Genomic DNA, 25,918 nt, shown 5'->3' with positions numbered 1-25,918 from the left:
CCGTGATCGCACGCCTCCGCCTGCCCCTCCTCGCCGCCACCCTCGCCGGCGCCCTCCTGCCCCTGTCGGGGTGCCAGGACGGCGGCACCGGGCCCGCGCTCCCGACGGAGGAGCCCCGCCGCGGCGAGCTCACGCTCCTGTCGCTCGGGCCGGTCCTGGCGTGGGATCCGCAGCGGGTGAGCGGGCGGGAGACGGCGGGGTACGCCAACCGCCTCTTCCTGCGCAGCCTCACGGGCTACACCGCGGTGGCGGACGGCCAGGGGCGCCCGCGGCTCGTCGGGGACCTCGCGACCGGGACGGGGACCGCGGACAGCACCCGCACCCGGTGGTCGTTCACCCTCCGCAAGGACGTGCGGTGGCAGGACGGTTCCCGCGTCACGTGCGCGGACGTCAAGTACGGGGTGAGCCGGTCCTTCGCCCGGGAGATGGCCGGCGCCTACCCCCCGGTCCTCCTCGACGTCCCGCGCAGCGCGTCGGGCCGCAGCATCTACCGTGGGCCGTGGGAGACCGCGAAGGGGTCCGCCGCTGGTCGGCGGGCGTTCGACCGGGCAGTGACCTGCACGGGCCGGGCGATCACCTTCCGGCTCGCGGAGCCGATGGGTGACTTCGACCAGGTCGTCTCGACACCGGCGTTCGCCCCGTTCAAGAAGAGCCGGGAGCGGAAGAAGGACAGCCTCTACGACGCCTTCTCGACGGGGCCGTACCGGCTCGACGGGCGGTGGACGCCCTCGAAGGGCGGCACGTGGGTGCGCAACCGGTACTGGACGCCGTCCGCCGACCCCATCCGTCGCGCGCAGCCGGACCGGGTCCTCCACCGGGAGGGGCTCGACCCGCAGGCCGTCGTCGAGGACCTCGTCGGTGGCGGCGCGAACCGGGCGGCGATCGCGATCGAGCCGGTCCCCCGGGCGCTGTGGCCCGTCGTCGACCAGGCGGCCGGCCTGAGCACGGTCGTCACGCCCAACCAGCTCGTCGACTACCTCGCGCCGAACGTCCGCCGCGGCCCGATGGCCGACGAGCACACCCGGCGGGCCCTCGCCCTGGCGACCGACCGTCAGGCGTTCGTCGACGCCCTCGGCGGAGACCGCGCGGCCGAGCCGACGTGGTCGCTGCTCACCCCCGCCCTCCCCTCGAGCCACCCCCCGCGGCTGGAGAGGGGCGCGCACGGGAACGCCGCCAGGGCGCGGGCCGAGCTGCGGAAGGCGAAGGACCGTACCCCGCGCATCGTCGTCGCCTACCGGGACAGCCCGCAGGTCACCGAGGGGATGAAGGCGCTCGAGAAGGGATGGGAGTCCGCCGGCTTCGAGGTGACCCTCGAGCCGTTCGGCAAGGACTACTTCGCGAAGGCCGCCCAGCCGGCGACTGCCCGGACCGTGGACGTCTTCTGGTCGAACTGGGGTGCCGACTGGCCCTCGGCCTCGACCGTCCTCCCGCCCCTGTTCGACTCGCGCACGAACCTCACGTCGACGAGCAACGGCCGTGACTACGGCGCGGTGAAGGACGTGCGGACCAACGCGACCTTCGACCGTGCGAGCGCGATGCGCTCCTCCCGGAGACGTGCCGGGCTGTGGGCCTCGGCCGACATCCGGCTGCTCGAGCGCGGGATGTACGTGCCGATCGCGCAGCGGCGCTCGGTCCTCGTCCACGGCCCCGACGTCTCCGAGGTGACGACGAACGACGCCTACGGCGGTGCGGTCGACCTCGCGACGATCCGGGTGGCGAGGTGACCGTCGCGGCGGGGACCGTCCTGCTCGTCCACGCCCACCCTGACGACGAGCTGCTCTCGACCGGCGTCCGCCTCTGCCACGACGTCGCCGCCGGTCGTGACGTGCACGTCCTCACGTGCACGCTCGGGGACGAGGGCGAGGTCATCCCCCCCGGGCTCGCGCACCTGGTCGCGGGGCGTGAGGGCGCGCTCGCGTCCCACCGCCTCGGGGAGCTGCGGGCGGCCCTCGCCGCGGCGGGGGCCACGAGCCACGTCCTGGCGGAGGCCGACGGTCGCGCGCGCTGGCGCGACAGCGGGATGGCCGGTTCGGCCGCGGCGGACCACCCCGACGCCTGGGTCGGCTCCGACGACGACGAGGCTGTGGACGCGGTCCGGGAGGTCCTCGCCCGCGTCGCCCCCGACGTCGTCGTCACCTACGACGCCGGCGGCGGGTACCAGCACCCCGACCACGTCCGGACCCATGCCGTGACCCGTGCCGCCGTCATCGCCGAGAACGCCGAGCTGGCCGCCGACGGCCGGGCACCGATCCGCCTCGAGATCGCCCTCACCCCCGCCTCGTGGGCGCGTGAGGACCGCGCGTGGGTCCGGGAGCACGCGGAGCAGCTCGAGGCGCTCGGCTGGCGCATCCCCGCCGAGGACGAGGGGTACCCCGTCTCCGTCGTCGACGACGCGCTCGTCCCGATCCGGGTCGTCGATCCTGCTGCGGCCCGGAGCCGCGCTGAGGCCCTCCGCCACCACCGCACCCAGGTGATCGTCACGGCCGACGGGCAGGCCCACGCCCTGTCCAACCTCGTCGCCGCCCGGCTGCCCGACCGGGAGGGCTACGCCGAGATCGACCCGGTCACGGGCGAGCACCGGAGCGCCGGATGACCCGGGCCGCCGACGACCGGCTCCCGACGCCGGACGAGTTCCGCCACGCGATCGCGCGCTTCCCCACCGGCGTGGCCACGGTGACCACGATCGCCGACGGTCACGACCACGCGATGACCGCGAGCTCGGTGGTCTCGCTCTCCCTCGAACCACCGGCCCTGCTGTTCTGCGTGGCGGTCGGGTCCCGCTTCCACGAGGCCGTGCTCAGCGCCGGCGTCTGGGGGGTCTCGGTCCTGGGTGGCGGGCAGCGGTCCGTCGCGGACTGGCTGTCGGCCCCGGGTCGACCGGTCCTCGGTCAGCTCGACCGCGTCCCGCACCACCGCGGACCTCGCACCGGGGTCGCCCTCGTCGAGGGCGCGCTGGCCGCCTTCGAGTGCCGGACCCGGGCGACGCACCGCGACGGTGACCACGAGATCGTCGTCGGAGACGTACTCTTCGTCGACCGACCCGACCGTGCCGGCGCAGCCCTGGTACGGCACCGCAGCACGTACGGAAGCGTGGGCTGAGCAGTGAGAGACGACTACGACGTCGATGGTGCCGTCGCGGACGACCCCGGCCCCCGGCACGGGGCCGGGCCTCGGGAGGACGACGTCTTCTGGGAGACCGCCCCCGCCGCCGAACGGCCGGGCCGTGCCCCCGGGTGCGTCGCCGTCCTCGCCGGTATCGCTCTGCTCGCCGGGCTCTACGTGGGCCTCGCCCTGCTGGGCGGCGACCGCGTCCCACGGGACACCCGCATCTCCGGCGTGGCCGTCGGTGGGATGACGCACGACGAGGCGAAGCAGGCGTTGCGCGACGGTCTCGCCGACCGCGTGGACGCCCCGGTCACGGTCGACGTGGATGGCAAGCGGGTCCGCATCGATCCCGACGAGGCGGGACTGGCCATCGACACCGAGGCCTCGCTGTCCGGCCTCACGGGGTTCAGCCTCGCGCCCGCCGACCTGTGGCACCACTACCGCGGGGGAGTGCGCCGGGACATCGAGACCCGGATCGACGAGCAGACCCTCACGGACGCGGTCGAGAAGCGGACGGCGTCCGCCGAGCGGAGGTCGGTCGACGGCGCCGTCCGGTTCTCGGGCGGGAAGGTCGTCACGACCCAGCCGGTGGAGGGGCTGTCGGTGGACACGACCGCGACCCGGGACCGGATCGCCGAGGGGTGGCCCGCGGTGAACTCCTTCACCGCGACGACGGAGGTCACCCGCCCGCGCATCGGCAAGGAGGCGGTGGACGCCTTCGTCCGGGACGTCGCCGAGCGCGTCGTCTCCGGACCGGTGACCATCCGTGCGGGGGCGCGGTCCTTCCAGGTCCAGCCCGCCGAGGTGACGCCCGCGCTCTCGGTCGAGGAGGAGGGCGGCGCGCTCGGTGCCAGGGTCGACGACAAGAAGCTCGCGGCCGCGGTCGTCGCGGCGGGCGAGCGGGCCGGCGTGGTGCGACCCGCGCAGGACGCGACGGTCGCGTTCACGGGGCGGACGCCGACCGTGACCCCCTCGAAGGTCGGCCACGGCATCGACCGCGCCAGCGTCTCCAAGTCCGTGTGGCGTGCGATGACGGACACCGGCGCCCGGACGGCACGGGTGCGCGTCACCCGTCTCGAGCCGGAGCTGACGACCGCGCAGGCCAAGGCGGACCTGCCGAAGGAGAAGATCTCCACCTTCACGACGTACATGCCGCCGAACCCGCCGCGGACGGAGAACATCGTCATTGCCGCGCGGACGCTCGACGGGACCTACGTCCCGCGCGGCAAGACCCTGAGCCTCAACGCGGTCCTCGGCGAACGGACGGCCGCGAAGGGCTACAACAAGGCGCCGGTCATCAACGCCGGCCGGCTGACGAACAGCTACGGCGGCGGCATCTCACAGCTGTCGACGACCCTCTTCAACGCGGTCTTCTTCTCCGGCGCGAAGATCGAGGAGTTCCACCCGCACTCGTTCTACATCTCCCGCTATCCCGAGGGGCGGGAGGCGACGATCTCCTGGCCCGACGTCGACAACCGGTTCACGAACGACACCAAGGGTGGGATCCTCGTGCGGTCCTTCGTCTCGGGCAACGCCGTGACGGTCGAGCTGTGGGGCACGAAGACGTGGGACGTGAAGGCGACGAAGAGCCCGCGCCGGAACATCCGCCAGCCGAAGCGGATCGTCGACCGGTCGCCCGGCTGCGTCCCGCAGTCGCCGTCGGAGGGCTTCGAGGTGACGATCGGGCGGATCTTCAGCCGCGACGGCAAGCAGGTGCGTACGAGCTCGTTCGTCACCCGCTACATCCCCGAGGACCACGTCGTGTGCGCCGGCCCGACCGGCGGCGGCGGTAGCTCCGACTGACGTTCAGGCGCGGGCGAAGGTCCGCACCGGCCCCTCCACGGTCAGCGACACCGCGTCCCCCGGCTCGGGCAGCTCGCTGCCGCGCACCCGCGCGCTGACGACCACGTCGCCGGCTCGCAGGATCGCCAGGGCGTCGTGACCGAAGTAGGAGGTCCGCTCGACGACGGCGCCGACCGCCCCGTCGCCCGGCGGGCGCAGCCGGACCTGCTCAGGGCGGACGAGGACCTCGACCTCCCCGCGGCTGGGAGGACCGTCCACCGTGAGGTCACCGAGCGCGGTGCGCACGACGCCTGCGTCGGCGACACCCTCCAGCCGCACGGCGTCGCCGAGGAAGGCCGCCTCGGCAAGGTCGGCCGGCTGCTCGTAGACCGTGCGGGGCGCGCCGACGGAGGTCAGCCGGCCGCCGCGCAGGATCGCCACCTGGTCGGCGAAGGAGAGGGCCTCGCCCTGGTCGTGGGTGACGAGGACCGCGGTCGCGCCGCGCTCGGCGAGCGCCTGCGCCACCGCGGCACGGGTCTGCGCCCGCAGGCCGGTGTCGAGGGAGGAGAACGGCTCGTCGAGGAGGACCACGTCCGGTTCGAGCGCCAGCGCGCGGGCGAGGGCGACCCGTTGCTGCTGCCCGCCGGAGAGCTCGTCGGGCCGGCGTGCGGCCAGCCGGGGGTCGAGCCCGACGAGCTCGAGGAGGTCCTCCACGCCCTCGCGCCGGCGTCGTCGGCGCCGGTCCCAGCCGAAGGCGACGTTCCCCCCGACGTCGAGGTGGGGGAACAGCCCGCCGTCCTGGCGGACGTACCCGATGCCGCGCCGTTCCGGGGGCATGTGGCGGCCGGGGCCCGAGACGAGCCGGTCGCCGATCTCGACCTCGCCGGCGTCGGGACGGACGAAGCCGGCGATGATCCGCAGCAGCGTCGTCTTCCCGCACCCGGAGGCGCCGAGCACGGCGGTCGTCGACCCTGCGGGGACGTCGAGGTCGACCGCGTGCAGGACGGGGACGCCGGGGGTGTAGGAGGCGGTGACGCCGCGGACGCGGACGGCGCTCACCGGGAGGCCCCGGACTGCCGCAGCATGAGCAGGGTGACCGGCGCGGAGAGGACGATCATCAGGGCAGCGTAGGGCGCGGCGGCGACGTAATCGATCTCGGAGGTCGCCTCCCAGAACCCGGTGGCGAGCGTCTCGGTCCCGGTGGGGGCGAGCAGGAGGGTCGCCGTGAGCTCCGTGCTCGCGGCGATGAAGACGAGCGCCGCGCCGGTGAGCGCCGAGGGGAGGACGAGCGGGGCGACGACCCGGCGGAAGGTGTCGAAGCCGTCGGACCCCAGGGCCCGGGCGGCCTCGGACAGCTCCGGCGGCGCGGCGGCGAGTCCCGAGCGCAGGGTGACCATCGCGCGCGGGACGAAGAGCACCGAGTAGGCGACGACGAGCATGCCGGCGCTCTGGTACAGCGCGGGCAACCAGCGCACGGCGATCGTCACCATCGCCAGGCCGACGACGACGCCGGGCAGGGCGCTGGCGAGGTAGGTCACCCGTTCCATGGCGATGGTCCCGACGTTGCGGTGGCGGTCGAGCCGCCACGCGCCGGGGAGGGCGGCGAGGATCGCGACGACCGCGGCGGCGGCGGCGAGCAGGAGGGTCGACCCGGCTGCCGCCAGCAGCTCCGCGGCGCCGGGTGCGCCCCGGTCGACCCATCGGACCAGCCACCGGCCGACCTGGCCGAGGGGGACCGCGACGGCCAGCAGCACGACGACGGCGAGGAGGGCCGTGGCGGGCCAGCGCCAGGGGCCTAGTGCGGAGCGTCCGGCGCGCTGGTGGACACCGCGGCCGAGCCGGGCGGTGCGCGCCCGGCCCCGCAGGAGCATCTCGAGGCCGAGCAGGGCCAGGCACATGACGACGAGGACCATGGCGAGCATCGCGCCCTCGTCGTTGCTGAAGCCCATCGAGTACTGGGTGAGGATCGCGGTCGTCACCGTGGGGTAGCGCATCATCTCGAGGACGCCGAACTCGGCGAGCAGGTGGAGCGCGACGAGGAGCGCACCGCCGCTCGCGGCCGGACGCAGACGGGGCAGGACGGTGCGCAGCACGGCGGCGCGGGGTCCCAGGCCGAGCGACCGGGCGACCTCCTCGTCGGCGAGGTCGAGGTCGCGCAGCACGGCCGCGACCGGCAGCAGGACGAACGGCAGGTAGGCCAGCGTCGTCACGAGCGCAGCCCCGCCCAGACCCTCCATACCCGGGACCGCCGAGGTCCACGCGTAGCTGCTGACGAAGGCGGGGACCGCGAGCGGGGCGGTGAGGAGGATCCGCCACAGGCTCGGCGCCGGGACGTCGGTGCGCTCGACGAGCCACGCGCAGCCGATGCCGAGCACGACCGTCGCGGGCACGGTGACCCCGACGAGCGCAAGGGTGTGACCGACGAGCTCGCCCATCCGCGGACGCAGGAAGTAGGCGGTCACCTCGTGCCAGGGGGCGCCGAACGCGCGCGAGGCGACGACGAGGAGGGGGGCGAGGCTGATCGCCGCGACGGCGAGGGCTGCTGTCGAGACGGTGGCCCGCCCGGCCGTCGCGCGGAGGTCAGAGGATGCCGACATCTGTCATGAGCGTGGCGACCTTCTCCGAGTCGACCTTGCTCGGGTCGACGGTCGGCGGGTCGAGGCTGTCGAGCGGCGGGAGGGCGGGGTCGGAGGTCGCGCCCTTCGAGACGGCGTACTCCATCGATCCCGAGTCGGCCAGGACCTGCTGCCCCTCGACGCTCGTCACGTACTCGAGGAACTTCCTCGCCTCGGCCTGGTGCTTGCCGTTCTTGAGGATCCCGCCGCCGGAGAAGCTGATGAAGGCGCCCGGGTCCTCGTTCTTCAGGTAGTGAAGCTTCGTGCTGCCCGAGCTCTCCTTCGTGCCGGCCTGGTCCTTGTACCAGTAGTAGTGGTAGATGACCCCCATGGGCACCTCGCCGGCGCTCACCGCCTTCATCGTGGCGATGTTGTTCTCGTAGATCTTCGCGTTCTCCTTCAGGCCCTCGAGCCACGCCTTCGTCTCGTCCTCGCCGCGCTGGACGATCATCCCGGCGACGATCGCCTGGAAGTCGGGCTTGGCGGCCCCGGCGCCCCAGCGGCCCTTCCACTCCGGCTCCTGGAGGTCCATGAGCGAGGCCGGCAGGTCCTTCTCCGCGATCTTCTCCGGGTTGTAGACGATCACGGTCGAGCGGGCGGCGACGGACGTCCACGCCCCCGAGCTCGGTCGGCGCCCCGCCGGGACCTGGGCGGCGACCTTCGCCGGGACGGGGGCGAACAGGCCCGCGTCCTCGACGAGCGTCATCGCCGGGCTGTTCTCGGTGAGGAAGACGTCGGCGGGCGAGCGCTCACCCTCCTCGACGATCTGGTGGCCCATCGAGCCGTCCTCGCCGTCGCGGATCTGCACCTTGATCCCGGTCTTCTTCGTGAATCCCTCGGCCCACGCCGTCGTCACCGCGTCGTGCTGCGCGGAGTAGACCTGCAGCGCCTCGGGGTCGGGGGAGTAGCCGGCGTCGCTCGAGGACCCGCACGCCGACAGGGCGAGAGGGACCGAGACGACGGCGGCGGCGAGCAGGGTGCGGCGGCGCATGGAGGGCCTTTCTTCGGGAATCAGGTGGTGGTCGGGGTCGGGGAGGGGGACGGGACCCGAGCGGTGCGCCAGGCGGTGCTGACGGCACGGGCGAGCGCCCAGTACGCGAGGCCGACGGCCAGCGAGGCGACGACGCCGGTCCAGGAGTGCCCGACGCGCCCCAGGACGTGGAACTGGACGAGGTAGATGTGCAGCGAGGCGGCGGCGAGCGCTCCGAGCGCGGGCACGAGGGCTCGTGGGACCCGCACGTGGGGGACGAGCCCCAGGAGCGCGATCCCAGCGAGGACGGTCGCGTTGCGCTGGGGGTCGGGGAAGAAGGTGGCGCCCCCCGCGGCGACGACGGCGAGGGTGATGAGGGACTCGCGACGTCGGCGGGCGAGACCGAGGGTCACCCCGGCGAGGACGAGCCACAGCACGGTGGGCGGCGTGCCGCGGGTCGGGCCCGTGCCGTCGGGCACGAGAGCGAAGCGGGGAACGAGGGCGATCGCGGTGCACCCGAGGGCGAGCGCCCAACGGTGGCGCGCGGCGAGTCCCACGGCGCTGCGGACCGGATCCCGCCAGCGAGTCGGGACGAGATCGGGCAGGGCCCGGACGAGCGCGACCGCGCCCGCGACGGCGACGGTGCACGCCAGCATCGCCTCGACGAACCAGAGCTCGATCCGCGGGCCCCACTCGACGGTTCCGATGGCCCAGTTGAGCAGGAGCACGTTCTCCCAGCCGTAGGCCCCGGTGGCGAGATGGACCAGCAGGGCGACAAGCATCGAGGGGATCGCGATGGCGCGGACCGACCGGGCCGTCCGGGCGAGCAGCTCGCCGACCGAGGGTGCGGACAGGGTGAGCCCGGCGAGGTTCGCGCCGGCGATCGCCAGGAGGGTGTGCGCCCCGCCGGGCACGTCGACCACCGTCGCGTGGGTTGCGCAGATGGTCAGGACCGCCAGCGCACGGAGCACCATGGAGGTCTCGACCGTGCTCCAGCGCGCTGAGCCGGTCGGGGCCGGGCGCTCGAGGAGCTCGCGCAGCGGGCGGTGCTGCCAACCGCGCGGGAGGGGGCCGAGGACGTCGGTCAGGCCGAGGCTCACCGGCACGAGCGTGAACGAGTCGCCGCCCTGGGCGGCGAACGAGAGCTCGAGGTCGACCGGGCGGCCCAGCGCCCCCTCGACGACGGCGGCGACCCGTTCCGCCGCTGGCACGGCGCCCTCGCGGCCGGCGTGCCGGGTCCGCCGACCGCGGGCGGGCGGTCGGTCGTGCGCGGCCGCGGCCGCCATCCGGTCCACCTTGCCGCTGGGCAGCCGGGGCAGCTCGTCGACGAGCGCGACCGACACGTTGGCCGGGGCGAGCCCTGCGGCGGAGGCCGCCACCCGCGCGGCGCGGTCGGGCCCGGACGTGGTGGTGACGCGCAGGACGGCGTCGTCGCTCGTCACGCAGGTCTCCAGGCCGGCGGCGCGCAACCGTGACTCGACGGCGGCGAGGTCGATGCGCAGGCCCATGATCTTCGCGAACCCGCTGCGCCGCCCGTGGATCCGGAGGCGGCCGTCGGGCGTGACCGAGGCGAGATCGCCGGTGCGCAGCTCCGGCACCATCCGACCGAGCGCGAGGTCGGCCGGCTCGTGGGCGTAGCCGAGCATCACCCCGGGGCCCTCGACGACGAGCTCGCCGACGGGTCGTCCGGCGCGCGCGCTCAGCTCGGCTGCCCCGTCCACCGACCCGTCCAGCCGCACCGTCGTCCCGGGGACGGGGCGACCGACGAGCCCTGGGGCGGCGGCGACCTCCTCCGGCCGGTGGACGGCGATCCGTGCCGTCGCCTCCGTCTGGCCGTACATGACGGCCAGGCCCCACCCGGCGGCCCGGCCGCGGCGGGACCAGGCGCGGACCTCCTCGGCGGGCAGCCCGCCGCCGGCCTGGGTGACCAGGCGGAGGCTCGGGAGGGTGTCGAGGTGGTCGGTGTGCTCGAGCAGCCGGAGGGTGTGCGGGACGGCCGGGACGACGGACACGTCCGCCGTCCGGGCCAGGTCCCAGGCGGCCGGGTCGGTGACCGAGGCGTCGGTGAGCGCGATGCCGCCGCCGCAGACGAGCTGGCTGTGCAGCACCGAGAGGCCGAAGCAGTAGTGCAGCGGGAGCGTCGTCAGCGCGACGTCCCCCTCCCGCAGCCCGAGCGAGGCGGCGATGGCCCGCGCGTTGGACAGGAGGCCCTCGCGCGACAGGCGGACGAGCTTCGGTGAGCCGGTCGAGCCCGAGGTCGGGAGGAGCAGCGCGAGGTCGTCGTGGAGCAGATGGCGCGGGCCGCCGCGGTCGACCTCGAAGGGGATGGCGCCCTCGCCCGTCGCACGGACGTCCGGTGACCAGCGGTCGAGGAGGTCCTGCGGTGCGTCGGGGGCGGTGACGAGACCCACGTGCCCGGCAGCGAGGACGGCGAGGTGGGCGACGACGGCGTCGAGGTCCCGGCTCAGGGGGACGTGGACGAGGCGGCGCCCGTCCGCCGCGTCCGGCAGGTGGGCGGCGGCAGCGATGACCCGGGTGCGGAGCTGGCCGCGGTCGAGGACCCGTCCGCCGGGCAGGACGACCGCGGAGCGGACGTCGTCGTGCTGCTCGCCGAGGAGGTCCAGGGACGGCCCCGCCGTCGGCGCCGCCAGCGGGCGCACCTCCTCGACCACCGTCATGTAGGTAAGCCTAACCTTGCCCCATGACGAACGGTGCGCAGGTGGACGTGTGGTGGGCCACGTTGACGTCTGCCGACATCGCTCTCGCTGGCTGCCTCACGGCGGCCGAGAGCCGGAGGCTCGAGGGGCTCGGGGCCGGAGCCGCCGCCGGTCGCTTCCTCGTCGGCTCCGCGCTGCTGCGGATCGCCGCGGCCGACCGACGCGGGCGCAAGGCGGGCGAGGTCGAGCTCACCCGGACCTGCCCGGACTGCGGTGAGCCCCACGGGAGGCCGGTCGTCGCCGGCGGCCCGCACCTGTCGCTGTCGCACGCGGGTGTCCTCGTCGTCGTCGCCGCGGCGGACGTCCCGGTCGGCGTCGACCTCGAGCGCGTCGAGGACGGTGCCGACCCCGGGGAACGCCGGCGCCGGGACCGCTGGGTGGTCGACGAGGCGGTGCTCAAGGCCGGCGACGAGGGGGCGCTGGTCGCGCTCGAGGCGCCCCTGCCCGGGTACACCGGCGCGCTCGCCGTGGTCGCCCCGGCCCCGCCGACGGTCCGTCACCGCCGGGCGAACGAGCCGCTCGCCCGGCTGCGGCGCGAGGGGTGACACCGCGCCGGGTGCGGGTCAGTCGCGGGCGGGCACGACCCGGGCGGCGGTGATGCGGGAGCGCTCGACGACGACGTCACCGCGTCGCCGGGTCCGCAGCGTCACCGTCTCAGCATCGATCGTGATGACGTCCCCGACGGTGTCCGTGAGCGAGGCGCCGGTCGCCGGGTCCCGCTCGGGCAGACGGTGCCGGACGGCGGCGCGCAGGCCTGGTACGAGGCCGTCTGCGGGGTCGCGACGTGCCGGGGCCGGTCCGTCGTCGGCGTCGCGCACGGCCCGAATAGTATGTGCGGCATGACGTACGTGATCGCGCAGCCCTGTGTCGACCTCAAGGACAAGGCCTGCATCGACGAGTGCCCGGTCGACTGCATCTACGAGGGTGAGCGCAGCCTCTACATCCACCCCGACGAGTGCGTCGACTGCGGTGCGTGCGAGCCCGTCTGCCCCGTCGAGGCGATCTACTACGAGGACGACGTCCCCGAGGAGTGGGCCGAGTACTACAAGGCCAACGTCGAGTTCTTCGACGACCTCGGCAGCCCCGGCGGCGCGGCGAAGATGGGCCTCATCGCCAAGGACCACCCCCTGATCAAGGCGCTCCCGCCGCAGTCGCACGACGAGTGACAGGCGCCCCGTGGCGCTGACGCTCCCCGACTTCCCCTGGGACTCGCTCGCTTCGTACAAGGAGCGGGCGAGTGCCGTTCCCGGTGGGATCGTCGACCTCTCCGTCGGGACCCCGGTCGACCCGACGCCCGCCGTCCTCCAGGACGCCCTGCGGCGGGCCGCCGACGCCCCCGGGTACCCGACGACGTGGGGGACGCCCGCGCTCCGGGAGGCGGTTGCCGCTTGGTTCGAGCGCACCCGCGGCTGCCCCGGGGTCGACGCCGACTCGGTCCTGCCGACGATCGGGAGCAAGGAGCTCGTCGCCTGGCTGCCGACGCTCCTGGGCCTCGGCCCCGGGGACGTCGTCGGCATCCCCGCCGTCGCGTACCCGACCTACGACGTCGGCGCGCGCCTCGCGGGTGCCGATCCGGTCGTCGTCGACGGCCTCGCGGCGTTCGGGCCGCCGACCCCGTCCCGCACGCCGAAGCTGCTGTGGGTCAACAGCCCGGGGAACCCGACGGGCAAGGTCCTCGGTGTCGATCACCTGCGCAAGGTCGTCGGGTGGGCGCGGCAGCACGGCGTCGTCGTCGCGAGCGACGAGTGCTACGCAGCGCTCGACTGGCGCCCGGATGCGGACGGCCCGAGCACCCCGAGCATCCTCGACCCGCGGGTCTGCGACGGTGACCACACCGGCCTGCTCGCCGTGTACTCGACGAGCAAGCAGAGCAACCTCGCCGGGTACCGGGCGGCCTTCGTCGCCGGCGACGCCGCGCTCGTCAGGCGGATCCTCGAGGTCCGCAAGCACGCCGGGATGATCGTGCCCGCACCGGTCCAGGCGGCGCTGCTCGCCGCGGTGACCGACGACGCCCACGTGGCCGAGCAGAAGGAGCGGTACCGCGCCCGCCGCGATGCGCTCCGGCCCGCTCTCGAGGCCTTCGACCTGCGGATCGAGCACTCCGAGGCGGGCCTGTACCTCTGGGCTACGGCGGACGAGGACTGCTGGGACACGCTCGACCGGCTGTGCGCCGCCGGCATCCTCGTGGCGCCGGGCGCCTTCTACGGCGCCGCCGGCCGTCGGCACGTCCGTGTCGCGCTCACCGCGTCCGACGAGCGGATCGCGACCGCCGTGGAGCGGCTCACCCGTCGGCGCTGAGCAGCCCGTGCGGTGCCCGTCGGCGGCGGTCGGGCGTGGGCCGCGCCACGTCAGGTGTAGGTTCGAGGTGATCCCGTGCCCCGCGCGACCGGGGGTACGACGCACCCGCCGCCGACCGGGCGGCCCGCGACAAGGACGGATGACATGACGGACAACGGACCCGCCGGAGCGACCCTCTCGGCCGAGGGCAGGACCATCGACCTCCCGCTCGTCAAGGCGGCCGAGGGCAACGACGGATATTCGATCAGCAGCCTCCTCAAGGAGACCGGGAACGTCACCCTCGACGCCGGCTTCGTCAACACGGCCTCGTGCACGAGCGCGATCACGTACATCGACGGCGACGCCGGAATCCTGCGCTACCGCGGCTACCCGATCGAGCAGCTCGCGAAGTCCTCGAGCTTCGTCGAGACCTCCTACCTGCTCATCTACGGCGAGCTCCCCACGAGCGAGCAGCTGGCGACGTTCGAGAACGACATCCGTCGGCACACGATGCTCCACGAGGACCTCAAGGCCTTCTTCCAGGGCTTTCCCCGCGACGCGCACCCGATGCCGGTCCTGTCCTCGGCCGTCTCGGCGCTGTCGACCTTCTACCAGGACAGCCTCGACCCCTTCGACGAGCGTCAGGTCGAGATCAGCACGATCCGCCTGCTGGCCAAGCTCCCGACGATCGCCGCTTACGCGTACAAGAAGAGCGTCGGGCAGCCGTTCCTCTACCCGGACAACAGCCAGACGCTGACCGAGAACTTCATGCGGATGACGTTCGGCTTCCCGGCTGAGCCGTACGAGGCCGACCCGGAGGTCGTCAAGGCCCTCGACCTCCTCCTCATCCTCCACGCCGACCACGAGCAGAACTGCTCGACCTCGACGGTCCGGCTCGTCGGCAGCAGCCACGCGAACCTCTTCGCGTCGGTCTCGGCCGGCATCAACGCCCTCTTCGGTCCCCTCCACGGTGGTGCCAACCAGGCCGTCCTCGAGATGCTCCAGCGGATCCAGGGCGCCGAGTACGACGTCGACACCTTCATGCAGAAGGTCAAGGACAAGGAGGACGGGGTCCGGCTCATGGGCTTCGGTCACCGGGTCTACAAGAACTACGACCCGCGCGCGGCGATCGTCAAGGAGACGGCCCACAGCGTGCTGGGGAAGCTCGGCGTCCAGGACGAGCTGCTCGACATCGCGATGCGCCTCGAGGAGATCGCCCTCGCGGACGACTACTTCGTCGAGCGCAAGCTGTACCCGAACGTCGACTTCTACACGGGTCTGATCTACAAGGCCATGGGCTTCCCGACGAAGATGTTCACGGTGCTCTTCGCCCTGGGCCGACTGCCCGGCTGGATCGCCCAGTGGCGCGAGATGATCGCGGACTCGGAGACGAAGATCGGCCGCCCGCGCCAGATCTACGTCGGCGCCACCGAGCGCGACTACGTGGCGCTCGACCAGCGCTGACCCATCCCCCTGCAGGACCGGACCCCGGTCGTGACCGCCCCGGTCACGACCGGGGTCCGGTCATCCGGCGACGGTGATCCGCACCTGCTGCTCCGGCAGCGGGTCGGAGGCCTGCTGCCACGACCACGCCTCCTCGCCGCGCGCCCGCGTCCACACCCGGTCGCCGACGGTGACCGAGGTGGTGCGACGGGCCTGCGCCTGCGCGACCGCCCACGTGCCCACGGCCCACGCCTGCCGCCGGGAGGCCGCGGCCACGGTGACGTCACGGCCGGTGGCCGTCCCCCGGACGCCGAGCTCCTCCGACAACGCCGCGCTCAGGCGGGAGGCGTCCCCGGGGCCGTCGGGGTCCTTGAGCCGGCAGCCGAGACCGCTCTCGGTGTGGCCGGTGAGGTTGGAGGCGTACACCCGCCCCTCCCACTCGTGGTCGGCGTAGGCCTCGGGATAGGCGCTGCGCTGGACCCGCTGGGCGATCTCCGTGATCCGCATGTCCTCGTAGCCCTCGATCCGCACGAGGGCGTCGTAGAAGCGGTTGGCGGCGTAGGCCGGGTCGAGGATCTGCGCGCGGTTGCCCCAGCCCTGGCTCGGCCGCTGCTGGAACAGGCCGACCGAGTCCCGGTCGCCGTACGTGATGTTCCGCAGCTTCGACTCCTGGATCGCCGTCGCGAGCGCGATCGTCACGGCCCGCGGCGGCAGCCCCCGCCGCTGCGCCACGGCGGCGATGACGGCCGCGTTGTGCGTCTGCTCCGGGTCGAGCGCCGCGGTCCGCCCCGCTGCGGCCGCCCGGCACGTCGGGGTGACGAGGCCGCGGACGCGCTCGACACCCAGGTGGACCCCGAGGCCGATCAGCCCGACGACCACGAGAGCGGCGACGAGCGGGACGAACCAGCGGCGCCACCCGGGGCCGTCCGGGTCGCGGTGGGTGTCGCGGTGGTCCATCGGTCCCGGGAGGCTCAGTCGTTCGCGTGGAGGGCGTCGTTGAGGACGATGCCGTGGCCCTCACGCTCCTTGGCGAGGACCGTCCCGCTCACGCTGTCGCGCAGGAAGAGGACGTTGCTCGCCCCGGACAGGTCCCGGGCCTTGACGACGGAGCCGTCGGGCATCGTCACCTTCGTACCGGCCGTGAGGTAGAGGCCGGCCTCGACGACGCAGTCGTCACCGAGCGCGATGCCGACGCCCGCCTCGGCGCCGACGAGGCACCGCCGACCGATCGAGACGCGCTGGGTACCGCCGCCGGACAGGGTGCCCATCGTCGACGCGCCGCCACCGATGTCGGAGCCGTCGCCGACGACGACGCCCTGGCTGATCCGTCCCTCGACCATCGAGCTGCCGAGCGTGCCGGCGTTGAAGTTGACGAAGCCCTCGTGCATGACGGTGGTGCCGGGGGCCAGGTGCGCCCCGAGCCGGACCCGGTCCGCGTCGGCCACGCGCACGCCCGACGGGGTGACGTAGTCGACCATCCGCGGGAACTTGTCGACCGAGAGGACGGTGACGTGCCCGGTCGCCCGCAGCCGAGCGCGCGTCGACTCGAAGCCCTCGACGGCGCACGGGCCGCGATCGGTCCACACGACGTTCGGCAGCACCCCGAACAGGCCGTCGAGGTTGATCGTGTTCGGCTCGACGAGACGGTGGGAGAGCAGGTGCAGGCGCAGGTACGCGTCGCTCGTGGAGGCGGGGGCGGCGTCGAGGTCGATCTCGATGGTGACGACCGCGGTGCGCACCCCACGGGCCCCGTCGGTGGTCACGAGCGCCGCGAGCTCGGCCGGGGCGGCGGTGCCGTCGGCGGCGCCGAGGGCGGGCGCGGGGAACCACGTGTCGAGGACCTGGCCGGTGTCGGTCGTCGTGGCGAGGCCGTGGCCCCAGGCGGTGCGTGCGTCGCTCGTCATGGTGCCCAAGGGTAAGGAGGGCACGGGCGGACCACGAATCGGGCGGCGGGGCGTCCGTAGAGTGGCCGGCATGCCGATCGCCCGCCTCGACCTGTCCGCGGACGTCGTCGACCTCGCTGCCGCCCTGTGCGACGCGGAGTCGGTCAGCCTCCACGAGGGGCCCCTCGTCGACGCTCTGGAGGCGGCCCTGGCCGCGCTGTCGTGCTGGTCGGTCACCCGGCGCGGGAACGTCCTCGTCGCCCGGACGGACACCGGGGCCCCGGAGCGCGTCGTCCTCGCCGGGCACGTCGACACCGTGCCCCTGGCCGACCCGCCGAACCTGCCCACCCGCCGCGAGGACCGGGACGGGGCGGAGGTCCTGTGGGGGCGCGGCACCGTCGACATGAAGGGCGGGGTGGCCGTCCAGCTCGCCGTCGTCCAGGCCGTCGAGGAGGCGCTCTCCGCCGGACGGTCCATCCCACGGGACCTCACCGTCGTCCTGTACGACGCGGAGGAGATCGCGAGCGAGCACAACGGCCTGGGCCACCTCGTCGCGTCGGACCCCGACCTGCTCGCCGGTGACCTCGCGGTCCTCCTCGAGCCGACGGGCGGCACCATCGAGGGCGGTTGCAAGGGGACGCTGCGGGTCGAGCTGACGCTCACCGGCACCGCCGCGCACTCCGGGCGACCGTGGAAGGGGCACAACGCGATCCACGACGCGGCCGACGTGCTCGCCCTGCTCTCGCAGCACCTCGCACGCGTCGTCGAGGTGGACGGCCTGACGTACCACGAGGGGCTGCAGGCGGTCGGGATCCGCGGCGGGATCGCGGGCAACGTCATCCCTGACGAGTGCGTCGTGACGATCAACTACCGCTTCGCGCCCGACCGGGACGGGCAGGAGGCGCTCGCGTACGTCCGGGGGCTCTTCCCCGACCACGAGCTCGTCGTCACCGACCTCGCCCCGGGTGCCCGCCCCGGCCTGGACCGGCCCGCCGCCCGCGCCCTCGTCGACGGGCTCGGGGTCGAGGTCGGGCCGAAGGAGGGCTGGACCGACGTCGCCCGGTTCACCGCGCTCGGGATGCCGGCCGTCAACTTCGGGCCCGGTGACCCCGGCCTGGCGCACCACGACGACGAGCACGTGCCGGTGGACCAGCTGCGCTCGTGCGCGTCCGCGCTCGTGCGGTGGGTCCTCGCGTGATGGGGAAGGATGCCCGCATGAGCATCCAGCCGCCGCCCCCCGAGCCCGCGCGCCGCCGGCACACCCACCTCAAGGGCCCGGTCACCCTCCGGGGGTCGAAGGTCCCCGGCACGACGACGGACCAGCGCCTCCTCGACAGCCGGGGCCCCAGCGACTGGGTGCACACCGACCCGTGGCGGGTGATGCGCATCCAGGCCGAGTTCGTCGAGGGGTTCGGCGCGCTCGCCGAGCTCGGCCCGGCGATCTCCGTCTTCGGCTCCGCCCGCACGCCGCGGGACTCCCCGACGTACGACCTCGGCGTCCGGCTCGGCGACGCGCTCGTCGAGCAGGGGTACGCCGTCATCACCGGCGGCGGCCCCGGCGCGATGGAGGCGGCGAACAAGGGCGCCCTCGAGGCTGGTGGCACCTCCGTCGGTCTTGGGATCGAGCTGCCCTTCGAGTCCGGCCTCAACGAGTACGTCGAGATCGGCGTGAACTTCCGATACTTCTTCGCCCGGAAGACGATGTTCGCCAAGTACAGCCAGGGCTTCGTCGTCCTGCCCGGCGGGTTCGGCACCTTCGACGAGCTGTTCGAGGCCGTGACCCTCGTCCAGACGGGCAAGGTCACCTCCTTCCCGATCATCCTCGTCGGGACGGAGTTCTGGAGCGGGATGCTCGACTGGTTCCGCAGCACGCTCCTGCCTGCCGGGGTGGTGTCCGAGAAGGACCTCGCGCTCATCCAGGTGACGGACGACCCGAAGGAGGCGGCCCGGCTCGCCGCGGTGATCGACGATGGGGCCTGAGGTCGTCTGGGTCGTCCTGGGTGCCGCCGCGATCGTCGTCCTCGGGGTGATCGGCGCCCTGCTCGCCGGTCGGCTGCCGTACGACCCGATGGCGCCGGCCACCTCGACCGTCCCGGACGAGGGCCTGCCGGACGGCCCGGTGACCGCCGGGGACGTGCCCGTCATCGCCTTCGACACGGCGCTGCGCGGGTACCGGATGGACCAGGTCGACCGTGTGCTCGACCGCCTCCAGGGCGAGATCGCAGACCGCGACCGCCTCATCGCCCGGCTGCGCGCCGGGACCGACCCGTCCCGAGAGGAGGACCCCGGTGCCGACCGAGTTCGTGCTGCGTCGCCTGGTCCAGGCGCCGCCCGATGACGTCTGGGACGTCGTCACCGACCTGGGGGCGCACGGGCGGTACGTGCCTCTGACGACCGTGAGGATGCCCGACCCGGTCGTCGTCGGGTCGACCGTCCACGCCCTGACCCGGCTCGGGCCGCTCGTCCTCGACGACGCGATGCTCGTGCGGCAGTGGCGGCCGCCGGCTCCGGGGTGCCCCGGCAGCGCCCGTCTGCTGAAGACGGGGTTCCTCTCCGGGCACGCGGACATCCTCGTCGTCGGACGCCCGTCGGGGACGCTCCTGACGTGGCGGGAGACGCTCGCGCTCCGGGTGCCGGGCACGCAGGCCGTCAGCCGTCGGGTCTTCGCCCGGGCCGGATCGGTGGTCTTCGGTCGCGTCGTCGACCGCCTGCTGGCCGACGCGGGGATGGACACCGAGGTCCTCAGCGGCCGGTGAGCTCCGGGCGGCGCTTCTCGAGGAAGGCAGCGACGGCCTCGCGGTGGTCGGCGCTGGCCCCGGTGCGGTCCATGCCCCGCGCCTCGTTCTCGAGGGACTCGGCCAGGCCGTGGGTGGCAGAGAAGCGCACCGCGGCGCGGATCGAGGCGTAGGCGAGGGTCGGCCCGGCGGCGAGCTCGGCGGCGACCTGCGCCACCCGGTCGGACAGCTCGGGCGCCGGGACGACCTCGGTGAGGATGCCGAGGTCGAGCGCCTCGGCCGCCGAGATCGTCCGCGGGCGGAGCAGGAGGTCGAGCGCGCGCCCGGCACCGACGAGGCGTGGCAGCGTCCAGCTCGCCCCGGAGTCGCACGAGAGCGCGACCCCGGCGAACGCGAGGTTGACCGCCGCGGTGTCGGCTGCGATCCGCAGGTCGCACGCGAAGGCGAACGCCGCCCCCGCGCCCGCCGCGACCCCGTTGACGGCTGCGACGACCGGCTTCGGCATCGTCGACAGCAGCTCGACGATCGGGTTGTAGTGCTCGCGGACCGTGGAGCCGAGGTCGGTGTCGGGGTCGGCGAGCCCGGCGGCGTGCTCGCGCAGGTCCTGCCCGACGCAGAAGGCACGATCCCCGGCGCCGGTGAGGACGACGACGCGCACGGTCCCGTCCTCGGCGACCTCGCGCAGGGCGTCGAGCAGCCCGTCCTTCGTCGCGGTGTCGAGGGCGTTCATCGCCTCAGGCCGGTCGAGGACGACGGTCGCGACGGCGCCCGCCCGGTCGAGGCGGACGGGGGAGGTGGCTGCGTTCTCGCTCATGGACCCATCCTCCCCGAGGACCCGGCGTCGGCGGTCGTCGGCACCTGATTTCGCCGGGCGGCCGGCGTCGGGCGATAATGGACGTCAGACCCGTCGCGCAACGCGTCGGGACCGGTGATGCCCGGCACGATGGAGGACAGACGATGGCGGCGATGAAGCCCAGGACCGGAGACGGCGACCTCGAGGTCGTCAAGGAGGGACGCGGCATCGTCCTGCGCATGCCCCTGGAGGGTGGCGGACGGCTCGTCGTCGAGATGACGCCGGACGAGGTCCGCGCCCTCGGCGCGGCGATCGACAGCTGCGACGGGCTCAAGTGATCCGTTGACGCCCCGGACGCCGGGCCCCGACCGACGTGCTCGGTCGGGGCCCGTGGTCGTTCCCCAGACCGCATCGTGACACGGCTCACCGGCGACGCGGCGCGTCGGCCTACGGTGCCGGTCCATCCCCTCTCGGAAGGCCGTCATGAACCACTCGATGAACGCCGGCTACGGGCTCGCGGTCCGCTGGTCCCTCGCCGATGCGCCGACCGACGTCGCGGACCGGCTGCGCGAGTACGTCGTCGGGACCTCGATGGCGAAGTTCATGTTCCTCGACGGGCTCGGCTTCAAGACGTGGCGGATGCGGGAGGGGGAGTGGTTCGAGGGGACCTACGTCTTCGACTCCGCGCGTGAGCGCGACCTGTTCCGCGACGAGTTCGTCGAGGGCGCGGCCGACTCCCCGGGTTCGCAGATCATCGGCTCGGCCCCGGTCAGCATCGAGGACTTCGAGGTCGTCGCCATCGCGGAGGGCCCGGCCGGGTTCCGCCGCGGCCCCGGCCCGGGGTCGATGGACAGCGACGACTGACGGCTCGGCCTCAGCGCCGCACCGCGACCAGGAGCCCGCCCCCGACGGGCAGCAGGGCGCTCGCGAGACGCTCGTCGTCCCGGAGGCTCTTGCCCAGGTCGCGCAGCAGCACGGTCGTCGCGTCCCGGGAGGCCGGGTCGGCGACGGTGTCGTGCCACAGCATGTTCTCGAGCGCGAGGACCCCTCCCGGTCGCAGCAGCCGGATGCCGTGCTCGGCGTACTCGGGGTATCCCTCCGTGTCGGCGTCGACGTGCACGAGGTCGTAGGCGCCGTCGTTGAGCCGGGGCAGGACGTCGAGCGCCCGGCCGGTGATCACCCGGGTCCGCTGCGGCGGAATCCCGGCCTCGGCGAACGTGCGGCGCGCGCGGCTCGCGTGCTCCGGCTCGACGTCGATCGTCGTGAGGACCCCGTCCGACGGCATGCCGTCCAGGAGCCACGCCCCCGACGTGCCCGCGCCCGTACCGATCTCGATGACGTGCCGTGCGCGGAGCATGGCGGCGATGACCCGCAGCGCCGCGCCCGTCCCCGTCCCGACCGGCGCGGCCCCGAGACGCTCGCCGTCCCGGCGGGCGCGCTCCACCACCGGCGCCTCCTCGACGAAGGACTCGGCATGGGCCCAGCTGGCCGCTCGTGACGCGCTCATGGCGGCACACCCTACGTCGACGGCCCGGTCCCAGCCGCCTCACAGGGGCTCCCGTGACGATGGCGCAGGCCGGGCGGAGCGCCCGGCGCAGCGAGCGGCCGGTCCCGGGCCGAGGAGGATGCAGTGCAGAGAGCGGAGCACACACCCACGACGTGGTCGGCCCCGTCGTGGGAGGAGATCGTCGGCGAGCACTCCGGCCGGGTCTACCGGCTCGCGTACCGCCTCACCGGAGACGTCCACGACGCCGAGGACCTCACCCAGGACGTCTTCGTCAAGGTCTTCCGGAGCCTGCACACGTACGAGCCCGGCACCTTCGAGGGCTGGCTGCACCGCATCACGACGAACGCCTTCCTCGACCGCGCCCGCCGCCGCCAGCGGATCCGGATGGACGCGTTGAGCGAGGAGTCCTCGGCGCGGCTGCCGAGCACGGGCCGTGGCCCGGAGCAGACAGTCCTCGACGCGACCCTCGACGACGACGTGCAGCGCGCGCTGGACGCCCTCCCCCCGGAGTTCCGCGCCGCCGTCGTCCTCTCCGACATCGAGGGCCTGACCTACGAGGAGGTGAGCGCCACGCTCGGCATCAAGCTCGGCACGGTGCGCTCGCGGATCCACCGCGGCCGCGCGCGCCTGCGCGAGGCGCTCGCGCACCGCGACCCGGCCCGGTCGACGAGCCCGCGGCGCGGGACCCGCACCCGTCCCTCGACGCCGGTCTCGACGCTGCCGACCGTCCGTCTGGCGGGGATCTGATGAGCGCGCCGACCGTCCCCACCCCCCGTGCCGTGGCCGGGCCCGAGCCGAGGGAGGAGCTCGTCGCCCGCCTGCTGGCGCTCGCGGAGGACCCGGGGCGTCCGATCGTCGACCGTCCGCACGATGCCCTCCCGCGCGTGGCGCCGGGCGAGCCGCCGGCGCACCAGTCCCCGGTCCGGGCCGGGGTGTGCGCGATCGTCGTCGGCGCCTCGTCGGTCGCCGCGGCGTGGGTCGCAGGCGTCGCGGTGCCCCAGGGATCGCCCGCCCCGGCCGGCCCGACGGTTGCCCCGTCGCGCCCTGCCGGCGGTGCGGGGCCGGCGGGAGCCGTCGACGTCCGTCCGGCCCGGCTGCGGTGCTCCTCCGGTCCCTCGGGGTGGTGCTGAGCCCATGACGACGCCTCCCGAGAACCAGCCTTGGTCCGCCCGGCACAATCGCCCCGTGCCCGAGACTGACGAGCCCCGCCCGCACGACCCCACGCAGGAGATCCCCACCGGCGCGACGACGCCGCTGCCGGTGACCGAGCCTGCACCCTCCACGCCGCCCGCGCACGCGACCTCGACGCCGCCCGCGCGCGCCACCGCGGCGCCCCGCGCACGACGCGGCCCGGGCTGGGCGGGCGCGCTGACGATGGCCGTCGCCTCGGCGACGGTCGCCGGCCTGCTCGGCGGGTACACCGGCGGCTGGCTGGAGGACCAGGACGACGACGCCGGCACGACGAGCGTCAGCGTGGCGTCCGGGCGGCCGTCCGGCGCCGGGTCCAGCACCGCCGGGTCGGTGGCGCGGATCGCCGATGAGGTCGTCCCGAGCGTCGTGACCATCCGGGCGAGCGGATCGGGGGAGCAGGGCGTCGGGTCCGGCTTCGTCCTCGACCGGCAGGGGCACGTGGTGACCAACAACCACGTCGTCGCCGCGGCGGCGGACGGCGGGAGGGTCACCGTCCAGACCTCGAAGGGCGAGCAGCTCGATGCGAAGGTCGTCGGTCGCGACGCCTCCTACGATCTCGCGGTCCTCGAGGTCGACCCGGAGGGGCTGCAGCCGGTGACGATGGGACGATCCTCCGACGTCGTCGTCGGCGACGAGGTCGTCGCCGTCGGTGCGCCGCTGGGGCTGTCGGGGTCGGTCACCTCCGGGATCGTGAGCGCGCTGGACCGTCCCGTGACCGCGGGGCGGGACGACGACCGCTCGTACCTCAACGCGATCCAGACCGATGCGGCGATCAACCCGGGCAACTCCGGTGGCCCGCTGCTCGACATGGACGGTCGGGTCATCGGCGTGAACTCGGCGATCGCCCAGCTGCCGAGCGCCTCGGGCGGCCAGGGCGGGAGCATCGGCCTCGGGTTCGCCATCCCCAGCGACCAGGTCGTCCGCATCGCGGATGAGCTCATCCGTACGGGCAGGGCGGTGCACCCCGTCATCGGCGTGCAGCTCGATCTCCAGTACTCCGGGGAGGGCGTCCGGGTCCTCGACCGCCCCGAGGCCGTCGAGGCGTCCGGGCCGGCGGCCAAGGCCGGCATCGAGCCGGGGGACGTCATCACCGCCTTCGAGGGCCGGCCGGTCTCGAGCCCCGACGCGCTCGTCGTGCTCATCCGCTCGCGGAAGGTCGGGGAGACCGTCGCCCTGACCATCCGGCGCGGGGGTGCCGAGAAGGATGTCAAGATGACCCTCGAGGCATCCGGCGACTGAGGGAGAACACGCGCATGCTCGGCATGAACGGCTGGGAGATGGTGGTCCTCGTCGTCCTCGCCGTCGTCGTCCTCGGCCCCGAGCGCATGCCGGAGTACGCCGCGAAGCTCGCCCGGCTCGTCGTGCGGGTCCGGGACATGGCCAACGACGCCAAGGGCCAGATCAAGGACCAGATGGGTCCGGAGTTCGAGGACATCAACTGGCGCCAGTACGACCCGCGCCAGTACGACCCGCGTCGGATCGTCCGAGAGGCCCTCCTCGAGCCATCGCCCGGGGCCACGGCTGTCGGAGCGACGGCCGTCGGGACCGCCGCGACCGCGGGGGCCACGGGGATGTCGGCGCAGGACGCGGATGACGACGCCGCCGCGCACGCGGTGCCGACGCGGTCGACGTCGTACGACCCCGACCTCGCGGTGCCCTACGACATCGAGGCCACCTGAGGCCTCGAGTCACGGGACGGCGCGCCGCGCGTGCGGCGGCCGCTGATCAGCGGCCGCTGGGGGAGAGCCCGAGCGAGCGTCCCGCGAGGCCACGGGAGCGCTGGGCCAGGCCCTTGGCCACGCCGCGCAGGGCGACCGCCGCCGGGCTCGTCGGGTCGCCCAGGACGACGGGGGTGCCGGTGTCGGAGCCCTCGCGCAGGCGGGTGTCGAGCGGGACCTGGCCCAGGAGGCTCACGTCCGCGCCGATCGTCCGCGTGAGGGACTCGGCGACGCGCTGACCGCCGCCGGCGCCGAAGATCTCCTGCCGCGAGCCGTCCGGGAGCTCGAGCCACGACATGTTCTCGACGACGCCGACGATCCGCTGATGGGTCTGGACGGCGATCGACCCGGCACGCTCGGCGACCTCGGCCGCGGCCTGCTGCGGGGTCGTGACGACGAGGATCTCGGCCCCCGGGATGAGCTGGGCGACGGAGATCGCGATGTCCCCCGTGCCGGGCGGGAGGTCGAGCAGCAGGACGTCGAGGTCGCCCCAGAAGACGTCGGCGAGGAACTGCTGGAGCGCGCGGTGCAGCATCGGGCCGCGCCAGACGACGGGCTGGTTGCCGGGCACGAACATCCCGACCGAGATGACCTTCACCTCGTGGGCCACGGGCGGCAGGATCATGTCGTCGACCTGCGTCGGCCGGTGCTCGACCCCGAGCATCCGGGGGATCGAGAACCCGTGGACGTCGGCGTCGACGACCCCGACCTTGAGCCCCTCGTCGGCGAGCGCGGCCGCGAGGTTGGCCGTGATCGAGGACTTGCCGACGCCGCCCTTGCCGGAGGCGATCGCGTAGACGCGGGTGAGGGAGCCGGGCTTGGCGAAGGGGATCTCGCGCTCGGCCTGGCCACCGCGCAGGTGCTGACGCAGGGCGGCCCGCTGCTCCTCGTCCATGACCCCGAGCTCGACGGTGGCGTCGGTGACCCCGGGCAGGCGACGCACGGCGGCCTCGGTGTCCTTCGTCAGGGTCTGCTTCATCGGGCAGCCGGCGACGGTGAGGAGGATCTTCACGGTGGCGCGGCCGTCGGCGTCGACCTCGGCGCTCTCGACCATCCCCAGCTCGGTGATCGGCTTGCGGATCTCGGGATCGATGACGGTCGCGAGGGCCGCGTGCAGCTGGTCCTGGGTGGGAACGGTCGACTCGGGCATGGCGGCCATCGTAGGTCGTCCGGGTCCACCGT

Annotated in this window: 28 protein-coding genes; 18 read left to right on the top strand and 10 right to left on the bottom strand. The window is 74.1% G+C overall.

Going from position 1 to position 25,918, the window contains the following annotated elements; all coding sequences use genetic code 11:
• Positions 1 to 2 precede the first annotated feature (2 nt).
• Genes DAA34_RS00725 through DAA34_RS00710 form a run of 4 tightly spaced genes read left to right on the top strand, consistent with a single transcriptional unit; the run spans position 3 to position 4,908 of the window.
• Positions 3 to 1,724 carry an ABC transporter substrate-binding protein gene (locus DAA34_RS00725; protein ID WP_106817189.1) on the top strand — a complete coding sequence of 574 codons (1,722 nt, stop codon included), beginning with the start codon at positions 3 to 5 and terminating at the stop codon, positions 1,722 to 1,724.
• The gene (locus DAA34_RS00720; protein WP_106817188.1) at positions 1,721 to 2,593 is read left to right on the top strand and encodes a PIG-L family deacetylase; all 873 of its coding nucleotides are present in this window, start codon (positions 1,721 to 1,723) and stop codon (positions 2,591 to 2,593) included. Before DAA34_RS00725 ends, DAA34_RS00720 begins: the two co-directional genes overlap by 4 nt.
• Positions 2,590 to 3,099, top strand: a complete 510-nt coding sequence (locus DAA34_RS00715; protein WP_106817187.1) for a flavin reductase family protein — start codon at positions 2,590 to 2,592, stop codon at positions 3,097 to 3,099. The genes DAA34_RS00720 and DAA34_RS00715 overlap by 4 nt, the downstream gene beginning before the upstream one ends.
• A 3-nt stretch (positions 3,100 to 3,102) precedes the next feature.
• Positions 3,103 to 4,908 carry a VanW family protein gene (locus DAA34_RS00710; RefSeq protein ID WP_106817186.1) on the top strand — a complete coding sequence of 602 codons (1,806 nt, stop codon included), beginning with the start codon at positions 3,103 to 3,105 and terminating at the stop codon, positions 4,906 to 4,908.
• Between the two features lie 3 nt (positions 4,909 to 4,911).
• On the opposite strand, the gene DAA34_RS00705 is transcribed toward DAA34_RS00710, so the two are convergent.
• The 4 genes from DAA34_RS00705 to DAA34_RS00690 are packed head-to-tail and all read right to left on the bottom strand — an operon-like array spanning position 4,912 to position 11,150.
• The gene (locus DAA34_RS00705) at positions 4,912 to 5,946 is read right to left on the bottom strand and encodes an ABC transporter ATP-binding protein (protein WP_106817185.1); all 1,035 of its coding nucleotides are present in this window, start codon (positions 5,944 to 5,946) and stop codon (positions 4,912 to 4,914) included.
• The gene (locus DAA34_RS00700; RefSeq protein ID WP_106817184.1) at positions 5,943 to 7,484 is read right to left on the bottom strand and encodes an ABC transporter permease; all 1,542 of its coding nucleotides are present in this window, start codon (positions 7,482 to 7,484) and stop codon (positions 5,943 to 5,945) included. The genes DAA34_RS00705 and DAA34_RS00700 overlap by 4 nt, the downstream gene beginning before the upstream one ends.
• Positions 7,468 to 8,493, bottom strand: a complete 1,026-nt coding sequence (locus DAA34_RS00695) for an iron ABC transporter substrate-binding protein (protein ID WP_106817183.1) — start codon at positions 8,491 to 8,493, stop codon at positions 7,468 to 7,470. Before DAA34_RS00695 ends, DAA34_RS00700 begins: the two co-directional genes overlap by 17 nt.
• Before the next feature lie 20 nt (positions 8,494 to 8,513).
• The gene (locus tag DAA34_RS00690) at positions 8,514 to 11,150 is read right to left on the bottom strand and encodes an AMP-binding protein (protein ID WP_106817182.1); all 2,637 of its coding nucleotides are present in this window, start codon (positions 11,148 to 11,150) and stop codon (positions 8,514 to 8,516) included.
• Between the two features lie 23 nt (positions 11,151 to 11,173).
• On the opposite strand from DAA34_RS00690, the gene DAA34_RS00685 reads away from it, so the two are divergent.
• Positions 11,174 to 11,734 carry a 4'-phosphopantetheinyl transferase family protein gene (locus DAA34_RS00685; protein WP_158707539.1) on the top strand — a complete coding sequence of 187 codons (561 nt, stop codon included), beginning with the start codon at positions 11,174 to 11,176 and terminating at the stop codon, positions 11,732 to 11,734.
• Positions 11,735 to 11,752: 18 nt separating this feature from the next.
• Here DAA34_RS00685 and DAA34_RS00680 read toward each other — a convergent pair whose 3' ends face one another.
• Positions 11,753 to 12,007 (bottom strand): hypothetical protein, encoded by a 255-nt coding sequence (locus DAA34_RS00680; RefSeq protein WP_234354046.1) that lies wholly within the window; start codon positions 12,005 to 12,007, stop codon positions 11,753 to 11,755.
• 21 nt (positions 12,008 to 12,028) lie between these two features.
• On the opposite strand from DAA34_RS00680, the gene fdxA reads away from it, so the two are divergent.
• From fdxA to DAA34_RS00665, 3 genes are all read left to right on the top strand, one after another.
• Complete coding sequence (gene fdxA / locus DAA34_RS00675; RefSeq protein ID WP_106817180.1) at positions 12,029 to 12,355, top strand: ferredoxin; 327 nt, start codon at positions 12,029 to 12,031, stop codon at positions 12,353 to 12,355.
• A gap of 10 nt (positions 12,356 to 12,365) precedes the next feature.
• Positions 12,366 to 13,487: a succinyldiaminopimelate transaminase gene (gene dapC / locus DAA34_RS00670; RefSeq protein WP_106817179.1), complete on the top strand. Its 1,122-nt coding sequence runs from the start codon at positions 12,366 to 12,368 to the stop codon at positions 13,485 to 13,487.
• 144 nt (positions 13,488 to 13,631) lie between these two features.
• Complete coding sequence (locus tag DAA34_RS00665; RefSeq protein WP_106817178.1) at positions 13,632 to 14,930, top strand: citrate synthase; 1,299 nt, start codon at positions 13,632 to 13,634, stop codon at positions 14,928 to 14,930.
• Between the two features lie 60 nt (positions 14,931 to 14,990).
• On the opposite strand, the gene DAA34_RS00660 is transcribed toward DAA34_RS00665, so the two are convergent.
• On the bottom strand, positions 14,991 to 15,866 hold the full coding sequence (locus DAA34_RS00660; RefSeq protein WP_106817177.1) for a hypothetical protein: 876 nt from the start codon (positions 15,864 to 15,866) through the stop codon (positions 14,991 to 14,993).
• 14 nt (positions 15,867 to 15,880) lie between these two features.
• Positions 15,881 to 16,813 carry a 2,3,4,5-tetrahydropyridine-2,6-dicarboxylate N-succinyltransferase gene (dapD, locus tag DAA34_RS00655; protein WP_106817176.1) on the bottom strand — a complete coding sequence of 311 codons (933 nt, stop codon included), beginning with the start codon at positions 16,811 to 16,813 and terminating at the stop codon, positions 15,881 to 15,883.
• A 70-nt stretch (positions 16,814 to 16,883) separates the two neighbouring features.
• On the opposite strand from dapD, the gene dapE reads away from it, so the two are divergent.
• The 4 genes from dapE to DAA34_RS00635 are packed head-to-tail and all read left to right on the top strand — an operon-like array spanning position 16,884 to position 19,548.
• On the top strand, positions 16,884 to 17,990 hold the full coding sequence (gene dapE / locus DAA34_RS00650) for a succinyl-diaminopimelate desuccinylase (protein WP_106817175.1): 1,107 nt from the start codon (positions 16,884 to 16,886) through the stop codon (positions 17,988 to 17,990).
• 17 nt (positions 17,991 to 18,007) lie between these two features.
• Positions 18,008 to 18,772, top strand: coding sequence for an LOG family protein (locus tag DAA34_RS00645; RefSeq protein ID WP_234354045.1), 765 nt, complete (start codon positions 18,008 to 18,010; stop codon positions 18,770 to 18,772).
• Positions 18,762 to 19,130, top strand: coding sequence for a DivIVA domain-containing protein (locus tag DAA34_RS00640; RefSeq protein WP_199847387.1), 369 nt, complete (start codon positions 18,762 to 18,764; stop codon positions 19,128 to 19,130). Before DAA34_RS00645 ends, DAA34_RS00640 begins: the two co-directional genes overlap by 11 nt.
• Complete coding sequence (locus tag DAA34_RS00635) at positions 19,081 to 19,548, top strand: SRPBCC family protein (RefSeq protein ID WP_106817174.1); 468 nt, start codon at positions 19,081 to 19,083, stop codon at positions 19,546 to 19,548. The genes DAA34_RS00640 and DAA34_RS00635 overlap by 50 nt, the downstream gene beginning before the upstream one ends.
• Here the strand turns inward: DAA34_RS00635 and DAA34_RS00630 are convergent.
• The gene (locus DAA34_RS00630; RefSeq protein WP_106817173.1) at positions 19,535 to 20,341 is read right to left on the bottom strand and encodes an enoyl-CoA hydratase/isomerase family protein; all 807 of its coding nucleotides are present in this window, start codon (positions 20,339 to 20,341) and stop codon (positions 19,535 to 19,537) included. The genes DAA34_RS00635 and DAA34_RS00630 overlap by 14 nt on opposite strands.
• Before the next feature lie 143 nt (positions 20,342 to 20,484).
• On the opposite strand from DAA34_RS00630, the gene DAA34_RS00625 reads away from it, so the two are divergent.
• Together DAA34_RS00625 and DAA34_RS00620 are read left to right on the top strand one after the other, a co-directional pair.
• The gene (locus tag DAA34_RS00625) at positions 20,485 to 20,658 is read left to right on the top strand and encodes a DUF3117 domain-containing protein (RefSeq protein WP_106817172.1); all 174 of its coding nucleotides are present in this window, start codon (positions 20,485 to 20,487) and stop codon (positions 20,656 to 20,658) included.
• Positions 20,659 to 20,803: 145 nt separating this feature from the next.
• Positions 20,804 to 21,184, top strand: a complete 381-nt coding sequence (locus DAA34_RS00620) for a hypothetical protein (RefSeq protein ID WP_106817171.1) — start codon at positions 20,804 to 20,806, stop codon at positions 21,182 to 21,184.
• 10 nt (positions 21,185 to 21,194) lie between these two features.
• On the opposite strand, the gene DAA34_RS00615 is transcribed toward DAA34_RS00620, so the two are convergent.
• On the bottom strand, positions 21,195 to 21,827 hold the full coding sequence (locus DAA34_RS00615) for an O-methyltransferase (RefSeq protein ID WP_106817170.1): 633 nt from the start codon (positions 21,825 to 21,827) through the stop codon (positions 21,195 to 21,197).
• A gap of 123 nt (positions 21,828 to 21,950) precedes the next feature.
• Between DAA34_RS00615 and sigE the strand changes: the two genes are divergently transcribed.
• Genes sigE through DAA34_RS00595 form a run of 4 tightly spaced genes read left to right on the top strand, consistent with a single transcriptional unit; the run spans position 21,951 to position 24,697 of the window.
• Complete coding sequence (sigE, locus tag DAA34_RS00610; RefSeq protein WP_106817169.1) at positions 21,951 to 22,574, top strand: RNA polymerase sigma factor SigE; 624 nt, start codon at positions 21,951 to 21,953, stop codon at positions 22,572 to 22,574.
• Positions 22,574 to 22,957: a hypothetical protein gene (locus DAA34_RS00605; RefSeq protein WP_106817168.1), complete on the top strand. Its 384-nt coding sequence runs from the start codon at positions 22,574 to 22,576 to the stop codon at positions 22,955 to 22,957. The genes sigE and DAA34_RS00605 overlap by 1 nt, the downstream gene beginning before the upstream one ends.
• 55 nt (positions 22,958 to 23,012) lie before the next feature.
• Positions 23,013 to 24,257, top strand: coding sequence for a S1C family serine protease (locus tag DAA34_RS00600; RefSeq protein ID WP_106817167.1), 1,245 nt, complete (start codon positions 23,013 to 23,015; stop codon positions 24,255 to 24,257).
• A gap of 14 nt (positions 24,258 to 24,271) precedes the next feature.
• A complete protein-coding gene (locus DAA34_RS00595) occupies positions 24,272 to 24,697 on the top strand; it encodes a Sec-independent protein translocase family protein (RefSeq protein WP_106817166.1) in 426 nt (141 codons plus the stop codon).
• Positions 24,698 to 24,743: 46 nt separating this feature from the next.
• Here the strand turns inward: DAA34_RS00595 and DAA34_RS00590 are convergent, their stop codons facing one another.
• Complete coding sequence (locus tag DAA34_RS00590) at positions 24,744 to 25,886, bottom strand: Mrp/NBP35 family ATP-binding protein (protein WP_106817165.1); 1,143 nt, start codon at positions 25,884 to 25,886, stop codon at positions 24,744 to 24,746.
• Positions 25,887 to 25,918: the final 32 nt, after the last annotated feature.

It is taken from the genome of Janibacter massiliensis (assembly GCF_900289115.1).
GTDB classification, from domain to species: Bacteria; Actinomycetota; Actinomycetes; order Actinomycetales; family Dermatophilaceae; genus Janibacter_A; species Janibacter_A massiliensis.
Note: the sequence above shows the minus strand (reverse complement) of the source record. Positions and strands in the feature narration are given on the sequence as shown.

Coding starts and splice junctions, on each gene's coding strand:
- DAA34_RS00715 (WP_106817187.1), top strand. CDS start 2,590: ATGACCCGGGCCGCCGACGACCGGCTCCCGACGCCGGACGAGTTCCGC.
- DAA34_RS00700 (WP_106817184.1), bottom strand. CDS start 7,484: ATGTCGGCATCCTCTGACCTCCGCGCGACGGCCGGGCGGGCCACCGTC.
- DAA34_RS00695 (WP_106817183.1), bottom strand. CDS start 8,493: ATGCGCCGCCGCACCCTGCTCGCCGCCGCCGTCGTCTCGGTCCCTCTC.
- DAA34_RS00690 (WP_106817182.1), bottom strand. CDS start 11,150: ATGACGGTGGTCGAGGAGGTGCGCCCGCTGGCGGCGCCGACGGCGGGG.
- DAA34_RS00685 (WP_158707539.1), top strand. CDS start 11,174: ATGACGAACGGTGCGCAGGTGGACGTGTGGTGGGCCACGTTGACGTCT.
- fdxA (WP_106817180.1), top strand. CDS start 12,029: ATGACGTACGTGATCGCGCAGCCCTGTGTCGACCTCAAGGACAAGGCC.
- DAA34_RS00665 (WP_106817178.1), top strand. CDS start 13,632: ATGACGGACAACGGACCCGCCGGAGCGACCCTCTCGGCCGAGGGCAGG.
- DAA34_RS00660 (WP_106817177.1), bottom strand. CDS start 15,866: ATGGACCACCGCGACACCCACCGCGACCCGGACGGCCCCGGGTGGCGC.
- dapD (WP_106817176.1), bottom strand. CDS start 16,813: ATGACGAGCGACGCACGCACCGCCTGGGGCCACGGCCTCGCCACGACG.
- dapE (WP_106817175.1), top strand. CDS start 16,884: ATGCCGATCGCCCGCCTCGACCTGTCCGCGGACGTCGTCGACCTCGCT.
- DAA34_RS00645 (WP_234354045.1), top strand. CDS start 18,008: ATGAGCATCCAGCCGCCGCCCCCCGAGCCCGCGCGCCGCCGGCACACC.
- DAA34_RS00640 (WP_199847387.1), top strand. CDS start 18,762: ATGGGGCCTGAGGTCGTCTGGGTCGTCCTGGGTGCCGCCGCGATCGTC.
- DAA34_RS00630 (WP_106817173.1), bottom strand. CDS start 20,341: ATGAGCGAGAACGCAGCCACCTCCCCCGTCCGCCTCGACCGGGCGGGC.
- DAA34_RS00625 (WP_106817172.1), top strand. CDS start 20,485: ATGGCGGCGATGAAGCCCAGGACCGGAGACGGCGACCTCGAGGTCGTC.
- DAA34_RS00620 (WP_106817171.1), top strand. CDS start 20,804: ATGAACCACTCGATGAACGCCGGCTACGGGCTCGCGGTCCGCTGGTCC.
- DAA34_RS00615 (WP_106817170.1), bottom strand. CDS start 21,827: ATGAGCGCGTCACGAGCGGCCAGCTGGGCCCATGCCGAGTCCTTCGTC.
- DAA34_RS00605 (WP_106817168.1), top strand. CDS start 22,574: ATGAGCGCGCCGACCGTCCCCACCCCCCGTGCCGTGGCCGGGCCCGAG.
- DAA34_RS00595 (WP_106817166.1), top strand. CDS start 24,272: ATGCTCGGCATGAACGGCTGGGAGATGGTGGTCCTCGTCGTCCTCGCC.
- DAA34_RS00590 (WP_106817165.1), bottom strand. CDS start 25,886: ATGCCCGAGTCGACCGTTCCCACCCAGGACCAGCTGCACGCGGCCCTC.